This is a genomic window from Pollutibacter soli (assembly GCA_029269725.1).
In the GTDB taxonomy this organism is placed as follows: Bacteria; Bacteroidota; Bacteroidia; order Chitinophagales; family Chitinophagaceae; genus Pollutibacter; species Pollutibacter soli.
Map to the genome: position 1 here is coordinate 144,630 of JARJHS010000008.1, position 18,918 is coordinate 163,547.

Genomic DNA, 18,918 nt, shown 5'->3' on the forward strand with positions numbered 1-18,918 from the left:
ACGTAAAAGCTTCCTGTAATGAATATTTCGGGTAATGGTTATTTTTTTCTCTGTTTTAGGAAAAGAATTCCATATTGAATTGAAATAACGCTACAATTAATTAAACACCAGCTGTTTCCTCTGCCCAGCTACAACATCAACTTACCCCCACCTGAGCCGACTGATCCCTGCTTACTGCTTACTACTTACTACTCACTAAATTTTGCCGATTCTCCCGTTCTGTTTAAATTCGGAAAACTCAAAAACTGCACATCATATGATTAAAATCAATGAGGTAAAAGAAGGCGATATTGTCATGGCTGATTACGAAGGACAAATGACGACCGGCGATGTAACCGAAGTCAGTGTTGGTACCCAGACCGCTAAAGTGGCGCATGGGGATCAGGAATACTGGTATGATATCGGCGATTTATTTGCCGTGCCAATTACGGATGAACGCCTTAAGGAACTGGGATTTCTTGCCGTTCCAGTCGGTGAAAATGGTGCGGTTCGATATGAACGTGGGCCTTTTTCAGTGGAGTTTCTGAAAAATAATACGGAAGAGTACAGCGAGCTTCATTATAGGGATGAAACCCGCCATGTGCATGACCTTGAATACATGCATCAGCTGCAGAACCATTACCATGCAATGACCAATTTTCATCTCACCTGGCCATGATATTGATAATCAGTCAAATAGAATATTTTAAGGAAATCAGGGGCGCCATTCGCTCCTGATTCTCTACCTTTAGCCCCTCAGAATTTTCTTCAACCCCACCGGCAATTTTTACAGGAAAATCCGGATCCGCGGGAACGATCAGGTGCATTGAAAATCATGTCAAAAAGATTTTTTCCGGTTTGGCATAAATCGCTATCTTTGCGCACCCAAAAAGTATGGCGAAACAATCTTTAATTAAACAGGACGGCGTTATCATTGAAGCACTGAGTAATGCCATGTTTAAAGTAAAGCTGGAAAACGGGCACGAAATTCTTTCTACGATTTCCGGCAAGATGAGAATGCACTATATCCGCATACTTCCAGGGGATAAAGTGGGCGTGGAAATGAGCCCTTACGACCTCACCAGAGGTAGAATCATTTTCAGGTATAAATAATAAGAAATTAACGCCGCAAGGCATCAATACTAAGATTATGAAAGTAAGGGCAGCAATTAAAAAACGCAGCGTTGATTGCAAAATCGTTCGCAGAAAAGGCGTGTTGTTTGTGATCAACAAAAAAAATCCCCGCTTCAAACAGCGCCAGGGATAATAATGCGTAGGGACGGCATGCGGCCGTCCGTTACACGAAACAGAAAACAGAAACAGAAAACAGAAAATAAATTATGGCTCGTATTTCCGGTATTGACTTACCAAAGAATAAAAGAGGTGAAATCGGTCTGACATACATTTTTGGTATCGGCAGGTCAACCGCTCAGTACATTCTGGGTAAGGCAGGAATCGATTTCAGTAAAAAGGTGAACGAATGGAACGATGAAGAACTGTCTCAGATCAGGAACATCATTACCAATGAGTTCAAGGTTGAAGGTCAGCTTCGTTCTGAAGTTCAGATGAGTATCAAACGTTTGCTGGATATCGCCTGCTACCGTGGATTACGCCATCGTAAAGGGCTCCCGGTTCGTGGACAACGTACACGTACCAACAGCCGTACACGCAAAGGAAAACGTAAGACAGTTGCCGGTAAAAAGAAGGCACCTAAAAAATAATACAGAATATACCGGCTTTTCAGCTGGTATTTTTCAGTTAGCACCAATAGCTGTTTATCGCCGGATCCTGGGTGCGGGGGAGGGTTAAACAAAACCATCTTGAATTTTAAAAAGTCAGGTGGGGCATTACTAACGATTACCTATTAATTAATCATGGCAAAAGCACAGGCAAGTGGCGGCGGAAAAGCTGCCGGTGGTAAAGCAGCAGCGAAGAAAAGAATAGTGAAAGTGGACGCATTCGGCGACGCACACGTTACGGCGAGTTTCAACAACATTATTGTTAGTCTTACCAACAAAACAGGACAGGTTATTTCCTGGAGCAGTGCTGGTAAAATGGGCTTCAGGGGTTCTAAAAAGAACACTCCTTATGCAGCCCAGATGGCAGCACAGGATGCAGCCAAAGTTGCACTCGAAGCGGGTTTGAAGAGAGTAGATGTTTATGTGAAAGGTCCGGGTTCAGGACGCGAAGGTGCTATCCGCGCATTGGCAAATTCAGGTATCGAGGTGGTAATGATCAAAGACGTTACTCCGCTTCCTCACAATGGTTGCCGTCCTCCGAAAAAGCGTCGTGTATAGTATTTACAGAACAATTCATTCTATAACAGGTCTGCGATTCAGTTTTCTGATTTTTTCATAATCGCAGATCATCAGTAAAAAATCAGTATAATTAATCATGGCACGTTATACAGGTCCCAAAACAAGAATCTCCCGTAAGTTCGGAGAGCCGATTCTCGGAAACGGCAAATGGCTTACTAAAACCAGTTTCCCCCCGGGGCAGCACGGTCCTTCACGCAAACGCAAAGCTCCGGGAGAGTATGCAATCCAGTTGCGTGAAAAACAAAAAGCAAAATACACTTACGGTGTACTCGAGCGCCAGTTCCGCAACACATTTGATGATGCAGCGCGTATGAAAGGTGTTACCGGTGAAAACCTGATCAAACTCCTGGAAGCCCGTCTTGACAATACAGTTTTCCGTATGGGCATCGCGCCTTCACGCCCGGCAGCTCGTCAGCTCGTTGCGCATAAACACATCACAGTAAACGGTGAAGTTGTAAACGTTCCTTCTTTCCGTCTGAAAGCTGGTGACAGCATCGGTCTCAAAGAAAAGAGCGCCGGTAACAATTCTCTGAAATCCATGATGAGGGGCAAAAACCCTAAATTCAGCTGGGTTGACTGGAATGAAAATGAACTCCAGGGTACATTCATTTCACTTCCTGAAAGGGAAAATGTTCCTGAGAATATCAAGGAACAGCTGATCGTCGAGTTGTACAGTAAATAACGGATAGGGCTATTCGCTTACCGCGGATGGTCCTGATTTCATACATCACCGGTTGAAAAACCGGCCAAACAAGTAAAACAGAAATTTAAATATGGCCATTTTAAATTTCCAGAAACCAGACAAAATCATACTCCAGAAATCCAATGATTTCGAAGCTCAGTTCGAGTTTCGTCCTTTGGAACCTGGTTTCGGAGTAACTATCGGTAATGCATTGCGTAGGGTATTATTAAGCTCACTCGAAGGTTATGCCATCTCCGGCATCGTAATCGAGGGAGCTGATCACGAATTCGCTACTATCAAAGGTGTAGTTGAAGACGTAACCGAAATTATCCTCAACCTGAAACAGGTACGCTTCAAGAAAATCGTTGATCACGATGTACCGACAGAAAAGATCACCCTGAATATTAAAGGCAGATCCGAATTTACCGCAGGTATGATCGGAGAAGCTACAAGTTCATTCCAGATCATGAATCCTGATCTGCTGATCTGTACTATGGACTCTACCGCAAAGCTGAACATTGAACTCAATGTGAACAAAGGACGCGGTTACGTTCCGGCTGATGAAAACAAAGTTAAAGATGCGGCTTTTGGCCTCATCGCTATCGACTCTATTTATACTCCCATCAAAAATGTAAAATACGCGATTGAAAATACGCGTGTTGAGCAGCGCACAGACTACGAGAAACTGTTGATGGAAGTGAAGACAGACGGTACAATCAATCCTGAAGAAGCTGTAAAACAGGCTTCAAGGATCCTGATCCAGCACCTGATGATCATCACTGATGAGAATATCACTTTTGACAACAAAGAAGAGAAAAAAGAGGACCTGGTTGATGAACAAACACTTCAGCTGCGTAAGATTCTGAAAACTCCTTTGGAAGATCTGGATCTTTCAGTACGTGCTTTCAACTGTCTGAAAGCTGCTAAGATCAACAGTCTCAGTGAGCTGGTACAGTATGAGCAGGAAGACCTGATGAAATTCAGAAACTTCGGTCAGAAATCACTCGCTGAAATTGAGCAGGTATTGCACGAAAGAGGTCTCCACTTCGGTATGGATCTCAGCAAACTTGGTCTTGATAAAGAAGAATAATATGTAACGGAACAGGCTATCCATAGTCTGTTCCGATTTTTTTTAACCGGCTGTAATTCCTGACACGGTACAGCTTTAAACAAACAGTCAAATGCGTCACGGAGACAAAATCAACAATCTCAGCCGTACGGCTTCGCACCGTAAGGCGTTGATGAGCAACATGGCTTCTCAGCTCATCGTACACAAGAAAATCGTAACTACATTGGCGAAAGCGCGTGCATTGCGTACGTATATCGAGCCACTGATTACGAAAACAAAGAAAGCGGAAACCAAAGAGCAGATCATGCATCAGCATCGTGTGGTTTTCAGCTATCTGAATGATAAAGATTCAGTAAAAGAATTGTTCACTGTCGTAGGGCCGAAAGTTGCTGGTCGCCCAGGTGGTTATACCCGCATCATTAAACTCGGAACACGTATCGGTGATAACGCAGAGCGCGCACTGATCGAGTTGGTTGATTTCAACGAGATCTATGGAAAAGGGGTTGCTGATACTTCAGCTTCTGCTGCGAAGAAAACAAGACGTAGTGGTGGTAAGAAGAAAGCAGCTGCCGGAGATGAAGCAAAGAAGGAAGCGCCTGCTGAATCAAAAGAAGAAAAATCAGCTGAATAAATGATGTTGATAAATAATCAAAAAAAGGCAGGCCATTCTGGTCCTGCCTTTTTTATTTTGCAGAAATTTTAAAACAATTACGCCTAATGCCAGCAACCACAGAGCAAAGAAATGCGGTTCTTATCCTTGCAGATGGAAATGTATTTTACGGTAAAGCTTTCGGAAAGATCGGTACTACTTCCGGAGAGATTTGTTTTAACACAGGCATGACGGGCTACCAGGAAGTATTTACTGACCCGAGCTACTTTGGCCAGGTTTTGATTATGAATAATGTACACACCGGGAACTACGGTGTGAAAAAAGATGACCGTGAAAGTGACAGCGTGAAGATTCGCGGATTGATTGGAAGAAACCTGGAAGAGAAATACAGCCGAATGATGGCTGACGACTCTCTGCAGGATTATCTTGAAAAACAGAATGTAGTTGCGATTGAAGAAATAGATACACGCGCACTGGTTGCGCATATACGCACGAAGGGGGCAATGAACTGTATCATCTCGTCTGAAACAACAGATGTTGAAGATCTGAAAAGGCAATTGGCCTCTGTCCCATCGATGGATGGTCTGGAGCTCGCATCAAGTGTTTCCACAGACGAAGTATATCATCTCGGAGATCCTGAGTCGCCCATTCGCGTTGCCGTTATGGACTACGGAGTGAAGAAAAATATTATTCAATGTCTTGCTGATCGTGGTGCTTATGTAAGAGTTCATCCGGCGAAAACTCCCGTGAAAGATTTGCTGGAGTTTAATCCTGACGGCTACTTCATCTCGAACGGTCCTGGCGATCCTGCTGCGATGCCTTATGCTGTGGAGACGGTGAAGGAATTGCTCAAAACAGATAAGCCTTTGTTTGGCATTTGTCTCGGTCATCAGTTGCTTGCATTGGCAAATGGTATACCTACATTCAAAATGCATCACGGACATCGGGGATTGAATCATCCGGTGAAAAACATAGTTACGGGTTATTGCGAGATTACAACTCAGAATCATGGTTTCGGAGTAGATCCGGAAGCCGTGCGCAATTCCCCGAATGTTGAGATCACGCATGTTAATCTTAACGATGAATCGATAGAAGGTATCCGCATAAAAGGCAAGCCAGCATTTTCGGTTCAGTACCATCCTGAAAGTACGCCTGGACCACATGATAGCAGATATCTGTTTGACCAGTTTATCGGAATGATGAAATAATCATGGCAAGCATTACCATCATCAATGGCCCCAATCTGAATCTTCTCGGAAAGAGAGAGCCAGACGTGTATGGCAATACCAGTTTTGAAGATTACCTGCAAAAATTAAGATCGGCCTTCCCGGAGATAGATATTGAATATTATCAGAGTAATGTGGAAGGCGAAATCATTAATAAGTTGCAGGAAGCTGGTTTTGCAAAAGACGGGATCATAATAAATCCAGGTGGATACACGCATACGTCGGTTGCCATTGGTGATGCAATTGCAGCTATAAAATCTCCCGTGGTGGAGGTTCATATTTCGAATATCCATGCCCGTGAGGAATTCAGAAAACTTTCTCACGTTTCTGCAAAAGCAAAAGGTACTATTGCTGGTCTTGGCCTGAAGGGGTACGAGCTTGCAATTCGTTTCCTTTTAGAAGAGCAATAAGACATTTGCCGGAAGGTTGCAGCTTAAACACAAGATATCTCTTATCTCTTGTAACCATCCCTTTTTATATATTAACCCCACATCAGTTTCACGCAGATTATCAACGGTTCCCCATCAGTAATTGCTCGATTATAGGCCATCAATCGATCTCATGCCCGGGTCTGGAAAAAAGTATTTAATACCCAACCTTTCTCCAATCGCCCACCGTTTACTATAACAGAACCCAATAAATATTCGGTTATGCTAAAATCAAATATTGCCGCCATAATTTTATCAGCCTTTCTGTTCATTTCCTGCTCAAAGGAAATCTCAGATGAGCCTTCACAGCGTACAGCCGTTACTGATAGTAGTTCAATTGGACTTCTGCATAAAATGGTGGTCACCTATCTGCCGGAAAATTTTGAAAACACTGTAGTTGAATATTTGTATGACAATACAGGAAGGCCGATCAGTAGGATAGCCACTTTCAAAATTAAAGAAGCGAACGGAAGCATTACTACGAAAACAGATTTGCGGAAATTTCACCGGGACAATGAAGGAAAAATTATCCGAATCGGTGAGTTGACTGACACTGTTTATTTACTGGTTGAATACGAAAACAGTTCGTCAAAAGTGAAAAAGATATCGGATAACAGGGACAGGTTTTATACTGAATTTGTTTATGACGCAAATAACAGGATTGAGAAATTAAACTTCTATCAACGCACGCCTGCTACAACTGATCCTTACAAACTGGTGTCTTTCCATACGCACAAATTTGATAGTGATGGTAATATGCTGGAAAAGATCTTCAACCAGGATGATGATAATAATGGCACCTGGGAAAAACCTTTAAAAGTCTACTTTTCATACGACAACAGGACTAACCCGGTGTACCACGTTGACGATGCATTGTTTCCGGAAAATTGGTCACTCAATTCTCCCAACAATACGGTGCGGCAAATCAACGAGTACATCGGTTTTCCTTACAGAGATACCCTGAATTATACTTTTACCTATGATAGCCAGGACCGGCCGGCGACGTGCACGAAGGACAACGAAAGCGAAACAAAATTTATTTATTATTAGTCCATTGCTTGTCCATGAATACCTGTTCTTTAACCTGTTGATGTGCCTGCGGAAAGCCGGTTCCCGGCGCGTTAGAAGAAAAAATTTCAATATCCGGACATTTTTGATTTCTTTTCCGTTTCTATTAAAACACCTTATACCTGAAAGCTTATGAAAAAATTGCCCATGCTGATCGTACTATCGATTGTAGGGCTGGCAGGCTGCCGTAAGGAAATGTCTGCTGATGCTAACAGAACAATCAATTCTGATACACTTTATGTAAGTCCGCTAAAAAAAGAAGTATCCACTTATATTCCTGACAACCTCGAAAACCTTGTTTATGAATATCAGTATGATACATCACGCAAACTGATTTCCAGGTACGGACTTTTCAGAATGAGGGATCCCAACGGCGGTGTTGTAAAATCAGAAGGAACACGTGAATATGTACGCGATGCACAAGGAAGGGTTATCAGCATTAAAGAAGTAGGCTTCCCGGTATATATGACAGTTGAATATGAAAACGCAGCAAACAAAGTCAAAAAGATATATGACAATTCAGGGCGTATGTATATCGTATACCTGTTTGATGCTGGCGGACATTTGAGTAAGTTAAACTACTACGAGCGCTTTCCTACGGCGAACGACGATTTTCAATTGATGGGTTATAACGTCTATAAATACAATAGTGGCGGAAATCTGACTGAACGTTCATTTTATAACGATCCTTCTGGTGCGGGAAATCTGCAACTGAGATACCAGGCTTTTTTTGAACACGATAACAAATTTAATCCTCATTACTCCAATGATTATGCACTTTACCCGGAGATATGGGATGCACCATCACCTAACAATATAATAAGACAGATCAATATTTACAATGGCACCGATAGAGATACTATCAATTTCAGTTTCACTTATGATAGTTTGAACAGGCCCTTGACGAGCCTCAGGAATGCTGATACTGAAACGAAATATTATTATTACTGATTAAAGAAAGCTGTATTCTAAACGTATTCTAAACGATTGCAGGACCAGGATCAAATCATAAAAGATTGTCTGGCAAATCACAGGCAGGGCCAGGAAAAACTGTATCGGACGGTTTATCCTGCGCTTATGCTTTTATGTAAGCGATTCTTCGCTGATGAACATACTGCGCTTGAAGTACTGAACGACGGAATGCTGAAGGTTTACAGACAAATAGAAAAATATGATTCTTCGAAAGGTGATCTTTTTAACTGGATTTATACCATTGTACGTAATACCGCGCTTGATAAATTAAAACGCTCTGCATTACCGCTGACTTCTGAAATTAATGATGATGATCCCGGGCTCTTTTCTGTGACACCGCTGAATTCACTGGAAGAAAAAGAATTCTATGTTTTCCTTGATGTGCTGAATCCCGCTACCAGGGCTGTTTGCAGCCTGTACTACTTTGAAGGCTTCAACATCAGAGAAATTGGAGAAATACTGAATTGCAGTGTGGGTACTGTAAAATGGCACCTCAGTGAAACCCGGAATAAATTACGACCCGTTTTGAAAAAATACTATTTCAAATAAATTATTTCAATTGTGAAAGAACAGGAAAAACTGATAAAAGAGAATGAGTCGCCGGTACCGCTGCCTGCTTCTGATGAAGCATGGAGTGCAATGCGTCGGTTACTCGATGAACATCAACCTGAGAAGTCGATCCCTGTTTACACTGAATCCGGTTCTTCAGGAAGTGCGAAAAAGTGGCTGGCCGTTGCTATCCTGTTTTTTATTTCTTCTCTGGTAACTTACCAGCTTCTTCGACCTGCAGATGGCAAGCGTTCGCAGACGAATCATGATCCATCAAAAAAATCCGGAAGCGAAATCAAATCTGAAAAACACAATGCTGACTTCGGAATGATCAACGGTAAGAAAGACCAAAGCTTGAGTTCTTCTGGTGTTGACACTAATGAACAGTCAAATCTTTCAGAAAAAGAAGATAGGCTTGGGAAACAAAAAGTTCCTGTAAAAACCAAAACCGGTTCAACAAATAAAGGCGGGAAACACGGCAGGAAATCCATTGGGGAAAATACATCCGGTGACAAAACCGTGATTCCGGGTGATGAAACAATGGCAAAAGTTGATGATAATTCAACAACGAAAGTCGAAAATAATACAGGCAGAGTTACTGCCATGGATAATATTGCACAGAAAAAAACAAATGAAAAATCAAAAGACTCTGCAACTGCAGCCAATGCGTCCGAACAGAAAATAGATGAGCCCGTCGATGACTGGCGATTCGCCGGTGGTTTATTCTGGACGCTTCCTTTAAATGCTATTTCTGATTATGAAACATGGTCGGCTGGTCCTAACGGTAAGCCACAGCCGTACCGTATATTATTACCAGGAATATGGTTGGAAGCAAAACACGAAAGGCATCTGATGACGGTGGAGCTGAATCCCTTTGCTTACGGAATTCCGAAGCAAAAAGCATTTAAGTATGTTGAGGGAAGTCAGCCAGGAGCAGACACGTTATTGAAGACGTATACGTCGCACACCATGCTGAAGAGTTTTGGTGCATCTCTTGGAATGGGATACCAGTACAATATCAATAGTAAATTATGGCTGGGTGGCGGATTCCAGGCTATTGTGTGGACGCGTGCGGTAGAGCAGGAAGGAATCGTTTATGAAAAGATTCCATCAAACAGCAATCCTTCAGTATTCACCGCGGAATCATTTACTTACCCGATGAAGGAAAACTGGGAATATTTTTCAAAATTCCAGTTGAACCTGAATGCAGATCTTACTTATAGAGAGAAGAACTGGCAGACAGGTATAAGAACGGGCATCTCGGTATCTCCTTTCGCTCAAAAAGATGGCCCTGCACATCCATTCAGTGCATCATTATTTTTCAGGTGGAGGTTATTTTACCTGGAGAAAAAAGTGGCGGATAAGGAATAAAATTTTTTCACTACAACATTTTGCCGGACATATGGCTTTCGTTTATAGCTGTGTCAGTTTACATTTAAAGTACCGTCGAAGAAAACCATCTCAGGTGGAATAAATTCGCGGCTGTCGCTCAATGTAAGGCTTCTGCTTTTTCTGCAGGGGAATTGTTTGCACAGGCCGGAATTCTACCTGGTGCTTTTCCAATTGCGAGCGTTAAATGTCATCGTGGCTGGCGTTTCTACACTGCCCAACAGGTTGCCGATAAATTGAAGAACGGTTACATTTCCAGAAACCGTGTACTCATCACTTTCAACCATGCACAATTCATTTCTAAACTATTACTTCCAATCTTCTCCCAACTTTTAACTTTCTACTTTTTACTTATTTTCATTCTTCCTGTTGTCCTTCGCCCTTTTCCCCAATGCAAAAACACGTCGGATATTAAATCCAAAATGAATATCTCCATCATTCCATTTGCCGCTTGTTTTCGCGATGTACTGATTTTCGGCAATACCTGTACTGTTGGTAAACATAAATTGAAATACATGGCCGCCGGTTTCAATATCAAAACCTAAACTGAGTGCGTTGACAGAGCCTGCAGCTTTTGTATCAGGTAACTGGTAATAGTATTCACCATTAATGGTTATCCTTTTCGTGATTTTTTGTCGCGCTCCTATTCCGAAGGCAATAATGTCATTTTTATCTGTGGTTTCCGGAACAAGATTGCGGTGAACCAATGTAGGCGAAATCTGCAATGAAAATCCTTCGCCGAATTTCCTTGCAAGCAGCAGCTGGAAAACATAATCAAGTCTTGAACGAAAAAAGATTTCTTCATTGGGATCTGAAGGTTTGAGTGTGTTTATATACATACCCGCAAGCGCACTTAAGGAAACAGGCATTCCGCCATCCTGTTGCCAGAGAATTTTATATTTTATGAAACCGTCATATTGTTTTTCATAACTACTTCTGCCGATTCCGATCATGAGTCTTTTTGTAATTCCATAGTCAATCCCCAGGCGAAATGTAGCATTATCGAGTCCGAAAAACTCATATATTCCTGTGTTTAGTGTTCCGAACCGATGTGCTATCTGGATGTCCAGTTCATTTTTCCCAAGGCTCTCGACAGAATGTGCGTTTATCAGCCTCGTAGATTTAAAAGTTGATTTTACATATTTGTTTGCCTTCGGAGTGGATGAAATGCTGTCAATCAATTGCATCACAGACGATGTATCAGTCACCTGGGCATTTGCAGCGATCGAAAAAAGGAAAAGACCTGTAAAATATATTTTCTTCATTTGAGAGAATTGATCAGTTACGTGGATCGTATTGACATTGAATCGAGATATTTACATCCTTAGAAATCTTATCTGCTACAACCGTTGGTATTTTGATATTATAGTCATCCGTTTTCAATATAAAATTGCAGATGGCAGAAACCTTTTTATTTTTTACGAAGATGGTAGCTGTTGCTGTCACCAGTTTAGAAATTCCATGCATACTTAGAGTTCCTTCAACATTTGCAGAATAAGTCCCGTCCGCAGAAAAATTAATTTGTTCAATGTTGTTGACTTTTCCGTTGAAAGTTGCCTTTGGATATTTGGAACTCTCCATATAATTTTCATTGAAATGTTCTTCCATCAAGGCGCGTCTGAAATGAAAACTTTTGATGAGTACCTGGAATGCGAGTGATCCTTTCTGAATATCCAGAACCGAAGTGACTTCATTATTTACAGCATCGATATCTTCGAGAGTTGTACCCGCATGAAATTCAACTTTGCCTGTTCTTGTAAAATAAACCGACTGTGCTTCGGAATAGAATGAGCACAGCAATAACACTATACAGCTGAGTATACCATTCTTCATGTTCTTAGTTTTCGGGTGCTCCGGCGCGGATCCAGGTTTCGATTTTGTCAATATCGCACTCAGAAAGTTTGGCCGCATTTTTCGGCATTTCGGGATATCCGGGTAAGTGATTGATCACACCGACAATAGTACCATCGTCAACATGGTGTTTTAGTTCGTGGTACTGATCAAGAATAATTCCTCCGCCCAAAACGACACTGTTTTGTGTGCTGTGACAGCTGTAGCAATTTGCCATGAGAAGCTGAACAATTTCTTCAGAATAGTTAATTCCTGTTGTATCGCATGGACTTGATGGATAAAGAATTTCCGCTTTTTCGTATACGCATGCAGGTGAGCCGATACTGATAATTACAATGAGGCAGAGGCTTAATGTAAAATAGGAGACACGGGATATCCTGTTCCAGGATCGTACTGAAACCATATTGCGTTTGGGTATTATCGTTAGAAATAATCTGATGAGCCTGTTGCTCATCGTCGCTCAGGATGGTATACGATTGAATTTGTTAAAGCGTTGCCCGTATGCCGTAGTTATGAAAATTACTCTGTCACGAGTATACATTCGCGGAGCACAACATCCGAAGCGAAACCTGAACAGATGCCTTTGACAGTAATGCGATCCCCGTTTTTAACTTGTATACCGGGTTGATCTCTTAAAGTGGCAGAAACTGCTGCTATCGGGTCGCCGGTTGCGAAAAGTATGACTGGTTGACCTTGCTGATTGGTAATTATTTCCTGCACAACTCCATGAACACTGATCGCTTTGTCAAGGAATTGTTTGTTTGCATCTGCCTCATTTGAGTTGTATCGGGCGAATAAACTGTCGGCACCGATGGAGATACTTTTTTCATTGCTTACATCACGATGTGGTTTATTCCAGACATACCACCAGACCATTCCTGCAATAGCCAGAATAACAACTGCGATTAAAGCCAGCCTTCGCTTTCGCATTCAACAAACTTTATCTCTTACTACGTACAGCAGCATCCGGCGGTTGGCAATAGCGGTTGAAATTGTGGCGCTTTAATCAGGGTTTGCTGTTGATTGTAGAAGTTCTATTCGACATTGCATTATAAAGGGATTTGGTTGTCAGCGCCAGCACGGGTTTAGTAGTTAAAGAGTGAAATTCCTTGCATCTGGTTGACTTAGGCTTTCGGTTCAGACCTCGTATCCTTCTATTATAAATTTCAGCAAAGTGCAGCGGTTCAACGAATAACGAACAACGAACAACGAGCAACGAACAACGAGCAACGAACAACGAGCAACGAACAACGAGCAACGAACAACGCCAGCTCTCACTTAATCAACAGTCCCTAATTAGTGTTGGTGCTAAGGATGATTGCAAAACCTGCATCCTGAACAGGCGTGCCGGTAATTTTTACCACATGCAATCCGTAAGATGTCCACACTTTAATGATGTCGTTCTTTTTCTTCTTCAGTATTGCATTTTCCAGTGCGGGCAATAATGTACCCCGCGCCCGCCATCCGAGATCGCCACCCTGCGGACCGCTACCGTCGGTGTTATATATTCTTGCGAGATCTTCAAATTCTGCAGATTTTCTTCTGACCTTACTAATGATCGTATCTGCCAACGATCGTGCGACTTCTGCATTTAGTTTGGAGGTATCCAAAAGGATATGACTCGCCCTGTAAAAGACATTGGGCGCTTTTGCCAGGATTTGCATATAGACACTGTCGCCATATGGACCGTACACTTTTTTTATTTTTCCGTAATAGCCGAGACTATCGCTCAATCCGAAAAATCTTTTATTGCTTGAAATAAAAACGGTATCCAGCCGCCATTTTTTCTTCGTTTTCTTAACATAAGCAACAGGATCCGGCGAGCTTTCGAGTGCCGTTTTCAGATTGCTGGTATTGCCTGTTTGTGCCTGGACTGAAATGTGCTGTAGCAGAAAAAAAAGTACCCCAATAATAGCCTTGTACATAGCGGAATATTACTAATAAATCGATAAAATCAGCTCCTGGTAAAATTAACAGAGGCAAATATCGTTGAATCAGGTTAAGTCTTGATCTTTGTGTTTTCTAAACCGTAATGCCATGAAAAATGCATTTTTCACCTTTTTATTTACTTGTGCTTTCCTGGGGATAAAGGCCCAGCAATGGGAAAGCTACCTTATATCGGTGAATGGCGATACGATCAATTGCCTGGATAAAAAGAAGCAGAAACAGGGGAAATGGGTGATCCGTGTGGAAGAGCTCAGAGGTGAACCTGGATATGAGGAAGAAGGGGAATTTGTCGATAGTAAAAAGGAAGGCATCTGGCGCCGGTATAATCTCAGTGGCGATCTGATCGCGATGGAAAATTACAGATGGGGTTTTCGTGATGGCAAGCAATCATATTATACGATGCTTGGTGACCTGATGAGAGAAGAAAGTTATAAATCGGTGAATCCGGAAAATCCTTATGATACCATTGATGTTCCCGATCTTGACAATCCTGGACAGATGATGACAAGAATCGTCAAACATGATGGAACGGAGATTCGACATGGTACCTGGAAAACATATGATCCTTCAACAGGAATGGTAGTAAAGACCGAGCAGTTTGTTTTTGGTGAAAAGTATACTGGTAATAAATCTGCATCAACTAATGGAAATGCAGCAGTGGATGAAGATAAACCAAAGGCAAAGCCCAAAGAAGTAGAGGCCTGGGAGAAAAAGAATTCCGGGAAGAAAAAGGTGACTGTAAGAGATGGGCGAACGGGACCCGGTTAGATGAAAGGTGGTATTAGGGTGGACGTTTAAAGTGAAAGGTAGTAAGTGATAGGTGCTATGTCAGCCACCGCGTATTTCACACTCATTTCAGGTTATAATACAGGTTCGTTGATGTTCCGGCAGGAACATTTTGTTTGCGTCGTCCGCCACTCAGCGGACGGGGATGTAAATAGAAATTAAAATTTATAATGTTCGTATAAAAAGAGAGCGCTCGTCACGCTCTCTTTTTTTTTAAAATAAAGTTTTAACAATTCGCAACCCTTTAACTATATTTGATATCATTATGATATCAAAATGAAATTCATATGGAAAAAACATTAAAGCCCATGTCGGGTTATTTCGCGTTGATTTTGGGTATTGTGCTTTTGGCTCTTGCCGTTTTTTTTATGGTGACCCAGGGCAAAGAAGGTAACGGAACATATGTGTTCTTGGCTGTTGTTTCATTCCTGTTCGCTATCTTCTTTTTAAAAGGAATAGTTGTGGTAAGTCCCAATCATTCGCGTGTCCTGACATTCTTTGGTAAATATGTCGGCACTGTAAAAGAAAACGGACTTTTATTCATCAACCCGTTTTTTACAAGACTCAAAATTTCTTTGCGTGCAGAAAACCTGGAGAGTGCAAAACTAAAGGTGAATGATAAATTGGGTAACCCGATAGAAATTGCAGCGGTGATCGTTTGGCAGGTAAAAGATACGTACAAGGCAGCGTTTGAAGTAGAAGCATATATGCAATATGTGAAAGTCCAGAGTGAGGCTTCCGTAAGGCATCTTGCTATGATTTATCCTTACGATAGTATGGAAGCGGACCACGAAACCAAACCAGATAGTATAACATTGCGGGAAGGTGGAGAGAAGGTAAATGTGATGCTGGAATCTGAATTGAATGATCGCCTTGCACCCTCCGGTATTCATGTACTTGAAGCGAGAATTTCGCATCTCGCATATGCTCCGGAAATTGCGGGTGCAATGTTGCAACGCCAGCAGGCAACGGCAATTGTTGCAGCGCGTGCAAAGATCGTAGAAGGTGCGGTGGGTATGGTAGAGATGGCGCTGGATATGTTATCGAGCAAAGAAATAGTTCATCTCGATGAGGAAAAGAAAGCTGCAATGGTCAGTAATTTGCTTGTTGTTTTGTGCGGTGAAAAAGCTGCCACGCCGGTTTTAAATGCAGGCACACTCTATCAATAAAACGGGATAGGTTTTGAACAAGAAGAGTTTTGTACTGAGGATTGATGAAGAAATGTATCAGGCGCTCGAAAAGTGGGCGTCTGATGAATTTCGCAGTGTCAATGGTCAGCTGGAATGGATAATTCATCAGCAATTGAAACAAAGCGGGCGGGTGAAAGAGAAAAAAACGACAAATCCCGCTTCGAAAAAGAACAAAACCTGATTGTTCTTCCGTTTCCTGCATCTCGACCTATAACATCTAAGGATTAAATACTTTTTCCGCCAGAATATCCGGACACTTGCAAGTGTCGGCCATCTGGCGGGATTTTTTTTCAAAATGGTTTTTGACTTAGTCGCCACGCTCGAGATAAAAAATATCCTCTACTTTTTTCCCGAGTACTTTCGCCAGTTTTAAGCTGAGTAAAATTGATGGCGTATATCTATTGGTTTCAATAGAAATTATCGATTGACGTGAAACCTGTACTAGATCAGCCAGGTCTTGTTGCGTGATACTTTTTGAAATGCGGATCTCCTTCAAAAAATTTTTCATTGATTATCTTAATCGGAAATGGAGTATATAATTGAATCGAATAAGGTAGACCAACCAGAAAATCAAGATGAGGGCTATAAAGAAAAACATCATTCCATCTTTTCCCGGATCCCACTTAACCATGCATACAAATCCCGCGATCATAATCATCAGCTGCACAAGCGCTGCTAATTGAAAACTGTCCAGCCTGATTTTTTTTATCATTTCATCTTCAGCTTTTTCCCTGGAAAAGCTAAGAAAGAATAATCCGATAATAAAACTGAAAAAAGAAACAACAGCAACTGCTACAGCAAAATTATGATGGAAACTTTCAGGGAATGTAGAAAATAGAAATTTCGAGAATTTTGCTGTGTATCCTCTTTGCATGAGAATCCATAAAAGCAATCCTGCTGGGGTAATAATCAGTCCTGATTTTTTAAAATCATAAGGAAGAAGAAAACTCATAGTGGTTGTTTTTGATAGAACGAATGTAAAGTATACTTTACATAGAAAGACACCTTTTGGTGGACATTAACAAATCTGTTCAAAAACTGGACGTTTACGGATGAGAAAAATTACAGAACCGGAGTAGAATATTCTCCCTGATTTCCGGTGGTTTTCACTTTGTTTAATCTAAAATCCATTTGAACTTCGTGAAAGTTCCCAGGTATCCGACACTTGCAAGTGTCGGATACCTGGCGGGTTTCGGCAAAAAAGATAAAGGGCCGATAAAAATCGCCCCTTTATGCCGCACAAGAGAAATAAAAACTGAGAAAGTCAATAGTAAACGAATAGTTGTAGTTGGATCAGATTACTCTTGTATCTTTTGATTTTTTCTTATCGTCTTTATCAGAAAAATCCACTTGTAAATTATGGCCGAGTATCACCTCACCAAATTCTGTTCTGATCTGAATTTTGTTTGAGCCGCTTCCTGAATTGCCGCTAAAGTTCTTATCGAATTTTGGTCCGCGTCGATCTTCATCTTCTCTTTCTTCTTTTATATTGAATGAAGTTTTGTTCTTGAAATCTCCAAAATTTGTCCGGATTTCCCAATTGGCTGATAAATCATTTGGAGCATCGAGGTAGATAGTAGAATAGGAGGTACGCAGATCAAAATCTTTTACTGAATTGTTGATACCAATCTTTACTTTGCCACAGAATTCAACACGCATTTCACAGTCGCCGTACAGATTTTTGAATTCGCCGCTGGAGAATTTGATTGTTACACGGCCGCCATTCACTGATTCTACTTCTGCTTTTCCAAATTCAACATCCACTTCTTTTACATTACTGAGTTTGCCGGCAGTCAGGGAACCGAATTTACTTTCGAGGTAAACGCTCCCTTTGTAATCAGGCACAATCATCGGTCCGAATTGATTGGTAGCATCAAGCGCTGCAGAAACAGGCATGTATACTGCGTAATCAATCTTCATGCTCTGTTCTTTGTATTCTTTTTTATCTCTCCTGTCTCCGTCGTGATCGTTATTCCTCATTTTTGTTTTAAAGAATACCTGGCTCGAACTTTTTCCATCTTCGATGGAAATATTATCCATCATGCGTTGTGCATATTCATCGCTTGATGCTTTAGTTACGATCGTAACATCAACTTTGATTTCATTTTTCTCCCAGGCTATGATCTTCATTTCACCGAACTGGTTTTCCAGTTTCACTTTGTCACTGGAAGAAAGGGGGTAACTTTTGGAATAGGTTTTTCGTTTCTCAACCAGTTTTTCACCTTCACCAGCGTAGGTTATGCTACCCGTTAAAAATGCAATACTAACTATAAGGAATAAACGTAATTTCATGTTGTTGCCCGTGTTGGGTTTTTAACTTTTTTAATAATGTTCAGTTGTTGATTGAGCAGGTCGATCTGCATCTGCAGGTTGCTGATCATGGCCTGTAACAATTGTTCTTTGTTTGGATTCGCAGGGAGGGTATTGCGCAATACCTGGTAAGTGCTGTCCAGTTTTTTAATATCCCCTGAAAACTGACTATACAGTGCAGGGTTGTCTTTTTCAATCGATTGAATTTCTTTTTGTTTTTCTTCGATCATGCTGCTGAACTGAGCCACCATTTTTCCTATCTGCGGATCGATGTTGTCAACAACAGTGTCTTTTGCATTTGTTTCCTGATTGCCTGCAATAGCTGGACTTACCTCAGTTTTTTCCGGCTGTATAAAATAAACAACCGATAAGATAAGACCGAGTAACACTGCAGCAGCAACACTCCATTTGACATATGATATCCTGACCACCTTTGCCGGTGGGTTTTTTTTATTCATTCCGGTCTCGATCTGTTCCCATACTTTCATCGATGGTTCCTGGTCGTCAAATTCGTCGCGGTGATCCCGTATAAATCTTTCCATAT

At 41.5% G+C, this 18,918-nt stretch carries 26 protein-coding genes; 17 read left to right on the forward strand and 9 right to left on the reverse strand.

What is annotated here, in order from left to right:
- Positions 1 to 256 precede the first annotated feature (256 nt).
- The 14 genes from P2W82_RS18690 to P2W82_RS18755 all read left to right on the forward strand — a co-directional run bounded on the left by P2W82_RS18690 (position 257) and on the right by P2W82_RS18755 (position 10,272).
- Complete coding sequence (locus P2W82_RS18690; protein WP_336517453.1) at positions 257 to 658, forward strand: alpha/beta hydrolase family protein; 402 nt, start codon at positions 257 to 259, stop codon at positions 656 to 658.
- 215 nt (positions 659 to 873) lie between these two features.
- The gene (infA, locus tag P2W82_RS18695; protein WP_336517454.1) at positions 874 to 1,092 is read left to right on the forward strand and encodes a translation initiation factor IF-1; all 219 of its coding nucleotides are present in this window, start codon (positions 874 to 876) and stop codon (positions 1,090 to 1,092) included.
- Between the two features lie 37 nt (positions 1,093 to 1,129).
- Complete coding sequence (gene rpmJ / locus P2W82_RS18700) at positions 1,130 to 1,246, forward strand: 50S ribosomal protein L36 (protein WP_336517455.1); 117 nt, start codon at positions 1,130 to 1,132, stop codon at positions 1,244 to 1,246.
- Positions 1,247 to 1,319: 73 nt separating this feature from the next.
- Positions 1,320 to 1,700: a 30S ribosomal protein S13 gene (rpsM, locus tag P2W82_RS18705; protein WP_336517456.1), complete on the forward strand. Its 381-nt coding sequence runs from the start codon at positions 1,320 to 1,322 to the stop codon at positions 1,698 to 1,700.
- 153 nt (positions 1,701 to 1,853) lie between these two features.
- Entirely contained in the window at positions 1,854 to 2,276 is a 423-nt protein-coding gene (rpsK, locus tag P2W82_RS18710) for a 30S ribosomal protein S11 (RefSeq protein WP_336517457.1), read from the forward strand.
- Positions 2,277 to 2,373: 97 nt separating this feature from the next.
- Complete coding sequence (gene rpsD / locus P2W82_RS18715; protein WP_336517458.1) at positions 2,374 to 2,979, forward strand: 30S ribosomal protein S4; 606 nt, start codon at positions 2,374 to 2,376, stop codon at positions 2,977 to 2,979.
- A 91-nt stretch (positions 2,980 to 3,070) separates the two neighbouring features.
- Complete coding sequence (locus P2W82_RS18720) at positions 3,071 to 4,069, forward strand: DNA-directed RNA polymerase subunit alpha (protein WP_336517459.1); 999 nt, start codon at positions 3,071 to 3,073, stop codon at positions 4,067 to 4,069.
- Between the two features lie 91 nt (positions 4,070 to 4,160).
- Positions 4,161 to 4,679, forward strand: a complete 519-nt coding sequence (rplQ, locus tag P2W82_RS18725; protein WP_419555725.1) for a 50S ribosomal protein L17 — start codon at positions 4,161 to 4,163, stop codon at positions 4,677 to 4,679.
- Positions 4,680 to 4,765: 86 nt separating this feature from the next.
- Positions 4,766 to 5,866: a glutamine-hydrolyzing carbamoyl-phosphate synthase small subunit gene (carA, locus tag P2W82_RS18730; protein ID WP_336517460.1), complete on the forward strand. Its 1,101-nt coding sequence runs from the start codon at positions 4,766 to 4,768 to the stop codon at positions 5,864 to 5,866.
- A gap of 2 nt (positions 5,867 to 5,868) precedes the next feature.
- Positions 5,869 to 6,294, forward strand: a complete 426-nt coding sequence (gene aroQ / locus P2W82_RS18735; protein WP_336517461.1) for a type II 3-dehydroquinate dehydratase — start codon at positions 5,869 to 5,871, stop codon at positions 6,292 to 6,294.
- Positions 6,295 to 6,534: 240 nt separating this feature from the next.
- Positions 6,535 to 7,362: a hypothetical protein gene (locus tag P2W82_RS18740; RefSeq protein ID WP_336517462.1), complete on the forward strand. Its 828-nt coding sequence runs from the start codon at positions 6,535 to 6,537 to the stop codon at positions 7,360 to 7,362.
- Positions 7,363 to 7,512: 150 nt separating this feature from the next.
- A complete protein-coding gene (locus tag P2W82_RS18745) occupies positions 7,513 to 8,331 on the forward strand; it encodes a hypothetical protein (protein ID WP_336517463.1) in 819 nt (272 codons plus the stop codon).
- 36 nt (positions 8,332 to 8,367) lie between these two features.
- Positions 8,368 to 8,901 carry an RNA polymerase sigma factor gene (locus P2W82_RS18750; RefSeq protein WP_336517464.1) on the forward strand — a complete coding sequence of 178 codons (534 nt, stop codon included), beginning with the start codon at positions 8,368 to 8,370 and terminating at the stop codon, positions 8,899 to 8,901.
- Positions 8,902 to 8,913: 12 nt separating this feature from the next.
- On the forward strand, positions 8,914 to 10,272 hold the full coding sequence (locus P2W82_RS18755; RefSeq protein ID WP_336517465.1) for a hypothetical protein: 1,359 nt from the start codon (positions 8,914 to 8,916) through the stop codon (positions 10,270 to 10,272).
- A gap of 365 nt (positions 10,273 to 10,637) precedes the next feature.
- Here P2W82_RS18755 and P2W82_RS18760 read toward each other — a convergent pair whose 3' ends face one another.
- The 5 genes from P2W82_RS18760 to P2W82_RS18780 form a co-directional block, all read right to left on the reverse strand.
- Positions 10,638 to 11,555, reverse strand: a complete 918-nt coding sequence (locus tag P2W82_RS18760) for a DUF5777 family beta-barrel protein (protein ID WP_336517466.1) — start codon at positions 11,553 to 11,555, stop codon at positions 10,638 to 10,640.
- 13 nt (positions 11,556 to 11,568) lie between these two features.
- On the reverse strand, positions 11,569 to 12,123 hold the full coding sequence (locus P2W82_RS18765) for a YceI family protein (RefSeq protein ID WP_336517467.1): 555 nt from the start codon (positions 12,121 to 12,123) through the stop codon (positions 11,569 to 11,571).
- 4 nt (positions 12,124 to 12,127) lie between these two features.
- A complete protein-coding gene (locus tag P2W82_RS18770) occupies positions 12,128 to 12,544 on the reverse strand; it encodes a hypothetical protein (RefSeq protein WP_336517468.1) in 417 nt (138 codons plus the stop codon).
- A gap of 116 nt (positions 12,545 to 12,660) precedes the next feature.
- Positions 12,661 to 13,071 carry an OB-fold protein gene (locus P2W82_RS18775; protein WP_336517469.1) on the reverse strand — a complete coding sequence of 137 codons (411 nt, stop codon included), beginning with the start codon at positions 13,069 to 13,071 and terminating at the stop codon, positions 12,661 to 12,663.
- 362 nt (positions 13,072 to 13,433) lie between these two features.
- Positions 13,434 to 14,066 carry a peptidylprolyl isomerase gene (locus P2W82_RS18780; protein ID WP_336517470.1) on the reverse strand — a complete coding sequence of 211 codons (633 nt, stop codon included), beginning with the start codon at positions 14,064 to 14,066 and terminating at the stop codon, positions 13,434 to 13,436.
- 112 nt (positions 14,067 to 14,178) lie between these two features.
- On the opposite strand from P2W82_RS18780, the gene P2W82_RS18785 reads away from it, so the two are divergent.
- The 3 genes from P2W82_RS18785 (at position 14,179) to P2W82_RS18795 (ending at position 16,245) form a co-directional block, all read left to right on the forward strand.
- On the forward strand, positions 14,179 to 14,856 hold the full coding sequence (locus P2W82_RS18785; RefSeq protein WP_336517471.1) for a toxin-antitoxin system YwqK family antitoxin: 678 nt from the start codon (positions 14,179 to 14,181) through the stop codon (positions 14,854 to 14,856).
- Positions 14,857 to 15,161: 305 nt separating this feature from the next.
- A complete protein-coding gene (locus tag P2W82_RS18790; RefSeq protein ID WP_336517472.1) occupies positions 15,162 to 16,043 on the forward strand; it encodes an SPFH domain-containing protein in 882 nt (293 codons plus the stop codon).
- Positions 16,044 to 16,056: 13 nt separating this feature from the next.
- Positions 16,057 to 16,245 carry a type II toxin-antitoxin system antitoxin gene (locus P2W82_RS18795; protein WP_336517473.1) on the forward strand — a complete coding sequence of 63 codons (189 nt, stop codon included), beginning with the start codon at positions 16,057 to 16,059 and terminating at the stop codon, positions 16,243 to 16,245.
- Positions 16,246 to 16,371: 126 nt separating this feature from the next.
- On the opposite strand, the gene P2W82_RS18800 is transcribed toward P2W82_RS18795, so the two are convergent.
- The 4 genes from P2W82_RS18800 to P2W82_RS18815 form a co-directional block, all read right to left on the reverse strand.
- Positions 16,372 to 16,572: a helix-turn-helix transcriptional regulator gene (locus P2W82_RS18800; protein WP_336517474.1), complete on the reverse strand. Its 201-nt coding sequence runs from the start codon at positions 16,570 to 16,572 to the stop codon at positions 16,372 to 16,374.
- Between the two features lie 3 nt (positions 16,573 to 16,575).
- Positions 16,576 to 17,016, reverse strand: coding sequence for a hypothetical protein (locus P2W82_RS18805; protein ID WP_336517475.1), 441 nt, complete (start codon positions 17,014 to 17,016; stop codon positions 16,576 to 16,578).
- A 341-nt stretch (positions 17,017 to 17,357) separates the two neighbouring features.
- Positions 17,358 to 18,356 carry a DUF4097 family beta strand repeat-containing protein gene (locus P2W82_RS18810; protein ID WP_336517476.1) on the reverse strand — a complete coding sequence of 333 codons (999 nt, stop codon included), beginning with the start codon at positions 18,354 to 18,356 and terminating at the stop codon, positions 17,358 to 17,360.
- Positions 18,353 to 18,916, reverse strand: a complete 564-nt coding sequence (locus P2W82_RS18815; RefSeq protein WP_336517477.1) for a hypothetical protein — start codon at positions 18,914 to 18,916, stop codon at positions 18,353 to 18,355. The genes P2W82_RS18810 and P2W82_RS18815 overlap by 4 nt, the downstream gene beginning before the upstream one ends.
- Positions 18,917 to 18,918: the final 2 nt, after the last annotated feature.

Coding starts and splice junctions, on each gene's coding strand:
- P2W82_RS18690 (WP_336517453.1), top strand. CDS start 257: ATGATTAAAATCAATGAGGTAAAAGAAGGCGATATTGTCATGGCTGAT.
- infA (WP_336517454.1), top strand. CDS start 874: ATGGCGAAACAATCTTTAATTAAACAGGACGGCGTTATCATTGAAGCA.
- rpmJ (WP_336517455.1), top strand. CDS start 1,130: ATGAAAGTAAGGGCAGCAATTAAAAAACGCAGCGTTGATTGCAAAATC.
- rpsM (WP_336517456.1), top strand. CDS start 1,320: ATGGCTCGTATTTCCGGTATTGACTTACCAAAGAATAAAAGAGGTGAA.
- rpsK (WP_336517457.1), top strand. CDS start 1,854: ATGGCAAAAGCACAGGCAAGTGGCGGCGGAAAAGCTGCCGGTGGTAAA.
- rpsD (WP_336517458.1), top strand. CDS start 2,374: ATGGCACGTTATACAGGTCCCAAAACAAGAATCTCCCGTAAGTTCGGA.
- P2W82_RS18720 (WP_336517459.1), top strand. CDS start 3,071: ATGGCCATTTTAAATTTCCAGAAACCAGACAAAATCATACTCCAGAAA.
- rplQ (WP_419555725.1), top strand. CDS start 4,161: ATGCGTCACGGAGACAAAATCAACAATCTCAGCCGTACGGCTTCGCAC.
- carA (WP_336517460.1), top strand. CDS start 4,766: ATGCCAGCAACCACAGAGCAAAGAAATGCGGTTCTTATCCTTGCAGAT.
- aroQ (WP_336517461.1), top strand. CDS start 5,869: ATGGCAAGCATTACCATCATCAATGGCCCCAATCTGAATCTTCTCGGA.
- P2W82_RS18740 (WP_336517462.1), top strand. CDS start 6,535: ATGCTAAAATCAAATATTGCCGCCATAATTTTATCAGCCTTTCTGTTC.
- P2W82_RS18745 (WP_336517463.1), top strand. CDS start 7,513: ATGAAAAAATTGCCCATGCTGATCGTACTATCGATTGTAGGGCTGGCA.
- P2W82_RS18760 (WP_336517466.1), bottom strand. CDS start 11,555: ATGAAGAAAATATATTTTACAGGTCTTTTCCTTTTTTCGATCGCTGCA.
- P2W82_RS18765 (WP_336517467.1), bottom strand. CDS start 12,123: ATGAAGAATGGTATACTCAGCTGTATAGTGTTATTGCTGTGCTCATTC.
- P2W82_RS18770 (WP_336517468.1), bottom strand. CDS start 12,544: ATGGTTTCAGTACGATCCTGGAACAGGATATCCCGTGTCTCCTATTTT.
- P2W82_RS18775 (WP_336517469.1), bottom strand. CDS start 13,071: ATGCGAAAGCGAAGGCTGGCTTTAATCGCAGTTGTTATTCTGGCTATT.
- P2W82_RS18780 (WP_336517470.1), bottom strand. CDS start 14,066: ATGTACAAGGCTATTATTGGGGTACTTTTTTTTCTGCTACAGCACATT.
- P2W82_RS18785 (WP_336517471.1), top strand. CDS start 14,179: ATGAAAAATGCATTTTTCACCTTTTTATTTACTTGTGCTTTCCTGGGG.
- P2W82_RS18790 (WP_336517472.1), top strand. CDS start 15,162: ATGGAAAAAACATTAAAGCCCATGTCGGGTTATTTCGCGTTGATTTTG.
- P2W82_RS18800 (WP_336517474.1), bottom strand. CDS start 16,572: ATGAAAAATTTTTTGAAGGAGATCCGCATTTCAAAAAGTATCACGCAA.
- P2W82_RS18805 (WP_336517475.1), bottom strand. CDS start 17,016: ATGAGTTTTCTTCTTCCTTATGATTTTAAAAAATCAGGACTGATTATT.
- P2W82_RS18810 (WP_336517476.1), bottom strand. CDS start 18,356: ATGAAATTACGTTTATTCCTTATAGTTAGTATTGCATTTTTAACGGGT.
- P2W82_RS18815 (WP_336517477.1), bottom strand. CDS start 18,916: ATGGAAAGATTTATACGGGATCACCGCGACGAATTTGACGACCAGGAA.